Origin of the sequence: Enterobacter cloacae complex sp. GF14B (genome assembly GCF_004136805.1) — a bacterium.
GTDB lineage: Bacteria > Pseudomonadota > Gammaproteobacteria > Enterobacterales > Enterobacteriaceae > Enterobacter > Enterobacter hormaechei_C.
Genome location: NZ_QFRV01000180.1, coordinates 1 through 2,898 on the forward strand (window position 1 = coordinate 1; position 2,898 = coordinate 2,898).

Here is a 2,898-nt window from a genome sequence, read left to right on the forward strand (position 1 = left end):
GATGCTGGAGGAACAGCCGGAGGCGACAGAGCCGGACCTGCATGAACTGCTGCGTCCTGTCCTGCGGGACCACTTCCAGCCCGCGCTGCTGGCGCGCTTCCAGACGGTGATTTACCGTCCGCTGGCGCAGGCAGCGATGCGCACCATCGTGGAAATGAAGCTGGCGCAGGTCAGTAAACGCCTCAACCGTCACTACGGTATGAAGACCGATATCCACGAAAGCCTGTACGACGCGCTGACCGCCGCCTGCCTGCTGCCGGACACCGGGGCGCGCAATGTTGACAGTCTGCTGAACCAGCAGATTCTGCCGGTGCTGAGCCAGCAGCTGCTGATGCATATGGCAGCGGGGCAGAAGCCGCAGCATCTTACGCTGGGCTGGAATGAGGAGGAGGGGATTGTGCTGGCATTTGATGGCGAGAATAGAGGAATACAGCCATGAGTGATTCACTGTTAAACGATGCGACTGGTCTGGTCAGGCAGTTGCTCGGTCAGTCACGTTATCGGCTGGATGTGCATGGCTGCACTGAATTTCTTGATGTACTGAAATTCAGTTCGGTGGAGACTCTGAGCCAACCCTGGCGATTTGATATCTCCGTGACCTCTTCCTCGCCGGATATTGCCGGTGACGCTGTGCTGTTAAAACCCGCATCTTTTACGTTTCAGACCCCGGTGTTTGACGGGACGCCGGCTATGCCGGTACGTACCGTTTATGGCATGGTGGAATCGTTTAAACGTGTATCCACCTCAAAAGAAGATACCGTATATACCCTGGCGCTGGTGCCACGTATCGCCCTGTTAGCGAAAACGAAAAGGTGTGAGATTTTTCTCAATCATTCCGTTACTGACGTCGTGGAAAAAGTACTCCGCAGGCACGGTCTGGAAGGGGCGGACTTTGAGTTTCGTCTGTCCCGTGAATACCCAGCCCGAGAGCTGATTACTCAGTGGCGGGAAACCGATCTTGAATTTATTCAGCGACTGCTGGCCGAAGTGGGAATTTTCTGGCGGTTCGAAATGGACAGCCGTCTTGAACAGGATGTCATTATTTTCCAGGATAGCCCGGAGCAGTATCAGTTTGGCGTGACCCTGCCGCTGCGAAACCCGTCCGGCATGAGCGACAGCGGGCAGGAAAGTGTCTGGGATATCCATACCGCGTACCATGTTGTCAGCGGCGGGGTGACTACCCGGGATTACAACTACCGGGATGCGCTGACGCCACAGGACAGTACGGTCAGCGTCAGCGGGCGGAAAGGGATCACCACAGGTGAGATCTATCATTATGCAGAGCCGTTTCTGACAGCAGGCGATACGGAAAGTCCTGAAACCGGTGCGTTCTTTGCTCGTCTGCGCCATGAACGCATCCTGAACGAACAGTATACCGTCAGTGGGCACAGCTCCTGCCCGCATCTGACACCGGGCCAGGTGCTGGAAACGGATGCAGGTCTGCCGGAGGTGTTGAAGGACGGGATAGTTATCACTACTGTGGAAGCCAGCGGCTCGCGTCAGGACAGTTTCCGGGTGAAGTTCGCGGGGATCCCATACAGTGAAACGGTCTGTTACCGCCCGAAATCGCTCAACCGCCCGGTGATCTCCGGTTCGCTGCCGGCAAGGGTGGAAAGCATGCAAAAAGGCGACACTTACGCCTGGCTTGATTCACAGGGACGCTACCGGGTCAGGCTTGACTTTGACCGCAACAGCACTGAACAGGGATATGCGTATCTATGGCTGCGGCTGGCAAAACCGTATGCCGGTGATACCTACGGCTGGCATGCGCCGTTGCTTGACGGCACGGAAGTGTCGGTGATGTTTGACAGCGGGGACCCCGATCGTCCGTATATTGCATATGCCCTGCATGACTCCGAACATCCGGATCATGTCACTCGTGATAACCATACGCGCAACGTGCTGCGCACGCCTGCAAATAACAAGCTGCGGCTTGAAGACAAACGCGGTGAGGAGCATATCAAACTCGCCACGGAGTACGGCAAAACCCAGCTCAATATGGGCCATCTGGTTGATACGCAGCGCTCACAGCGCGGTAGCGGTTTTGAACTGCGCACGGATGAATATGGCGCGGTCCGTGCGGCGAAAGGACTTTATCTGTCCGCGCATGAACAGCCGAAGGCGCACGGGCCGGTACTGGAGATGAGTCCGGCGGTGAATCAGATTAACAAGGCTAACAGCCAGATGCAGGCGCTGAATGGCGCGGCTGAAGCAGCCGGTGCGCTGGTGTCGGATATCAGCACGCAGGTTAACCTGGTCTCGGAACGGTTAAGAGAACTTCAGTCGGCGGTGCTGCTGGCCAGCGCCCCGCAGGGAGTGGCTGTTACCTCCGGTGAACATCTTCAACTGACCAGTACGAAGAACACCATGATAAACGCAGGTGAACACCTTGATATCGGTGCAATGAAAAACCTGTCGGTTTCGGTGGAGAAGGCGCTGGGGTTGTTTGTGCATAAGGAAGGAGCAAAGCTGGTTGCAAACCAGGGGGATGTGGAAATACAGGCTCAGCACAACACCCTGGCGTTGTTTGCTGAAAAGCAACTGACCGTGACGAGCAGCGAAGATGAAATCATCATCAGCACCCCGAAAACGCTGACGCTGAATGGCGGCGGGTCATACCTGAAGCTGAACCAGAATGGGATAGAGCATGGCTCCGAAGGGATGATGATAATGAAAGTGGCGACCTATCTGGTTCCTGGTACAGGGGCGTCACTGAAGAATGTCGCGCAGGTATTCGAAAGAACCAGCCTCAGCCAGATCCCGGTTTCCCCGGCAGAGCAACAGCAGGATGGACCTTCAGTAATACCTGCGCAGCGGCGCGGACGTTTCTCACGCTAAGGAGTGCCTGTGAAAATCTGTTACCCCATCAGAAACACCAGCGGCCAGGAGTTCCGCTCG

General features: G+C 56.2%; 1 protein-coding gene and 1 pseudogene. Both read left to right on the forward strand.

All coding sequences use genetic code 11. The annotated features are described in order from the left end of the window. Positions 1-439 (forward strand): annotated as a pseudogene (locus tag DD606_RS24365) (type VI secretion system ATPase TssH); the annotation flags it as partial. Then, complete coding sequence (locus DD606_RS24370; RefSeq protein ID WP_129259356.1) at positions 436-2,838, forward strand: type VI secretion system Vgr family protein; 2,403 nt, start codon at positions 436-438, stop codon at positions 2,836-2,838. The pseudogene DD606_RS24365 and the gene DD606_RS24370, both read left to right, overlap by 4 nt. Positions 2,839-2,898 lie beyond the last annotated feature (60 nt).